The organism is Cupriavidus sp. FW216-B1 (genome assembly GCF_058789195.1).
On sequence record NZ_JBYTEL010000057.1, the window covers coordinates 1 to 631 of the forward strand.

A 631-nucleotide genomic window follows, 5' to 3' on the forward strand; every position below is an offset into this window, starting at 1 on the left:
CGAGGTGCGCGCGCAGGTCTACGCGGCGGCGGCACAGTCGGCAAATTTTCTGAAGGTCTGACGGACGAGATCGTCGATTACGCGAAGCATCAGGTGGCGCTGGACGAGCGCATGCCTGATGGCTCGACCGTCAGGCAGAACCTCGAATCGGTAGCCCGGCAGACCGGCCGGCGGCCGGAAGGGCTCGATGGCCCGGAACTGCCACCGGCCGGCTACCAGATCTGGGACTGGTTCATGGAGTTGAACACCACGCGCCAGGTCGGCATGGGGCTGTCGCCCATCACCTACTCGGATATGCAGGCGTTCTTCGCCATGACCGGCGAACGGCCGGCGCGCTGGCAGATCGCGGCGATCCGTCGGCTCGACGCGGTGGTGCTGAAGGCGGCCGCCGATAGCGCTGCCAAACGAAACAAGGCATAGAGATGGACATCGCATCGCTCGGCATTGTCATGGATACCTCCGGGCTGAAGCAGGGGGAAGGTGCGTTCGACAGCGCCACGAAGTCCGCCAACCGAACCGCCGATGCCTTCGACAATGTCGGCAACAAGGCAGCGCAGGCAGGCAAGAAGGTAGAAGCATCGGCTGCCCAAACTGCGAATGCGGTGCGCATGCTCCCGGCGCAGATCACCGA

At 64.5% G+C, this 631-nt stretch carries 2 protein-coding genes; both read left to right on the top strand.

Annotation, left to right across the window (positions count from 1 at the left end):
• Positions 1–420, top strand: a 420-nt coding sequence (locus tag AC3WXD_RS34950) for a phage tail assembly chaperone (protein WP_492325748.1), incomplete at its 5' end; no start/stop codon positions are given.
• A 2-nt stretch (positions 421–422) separates the two neighbouring features.
• On the top strand, positions 423–631 hold a 209-nt coding region (locus AC3WXD_RS34955), incomplete at its 3' end, for a hypothetical protein (protein ID WP_492325749.1).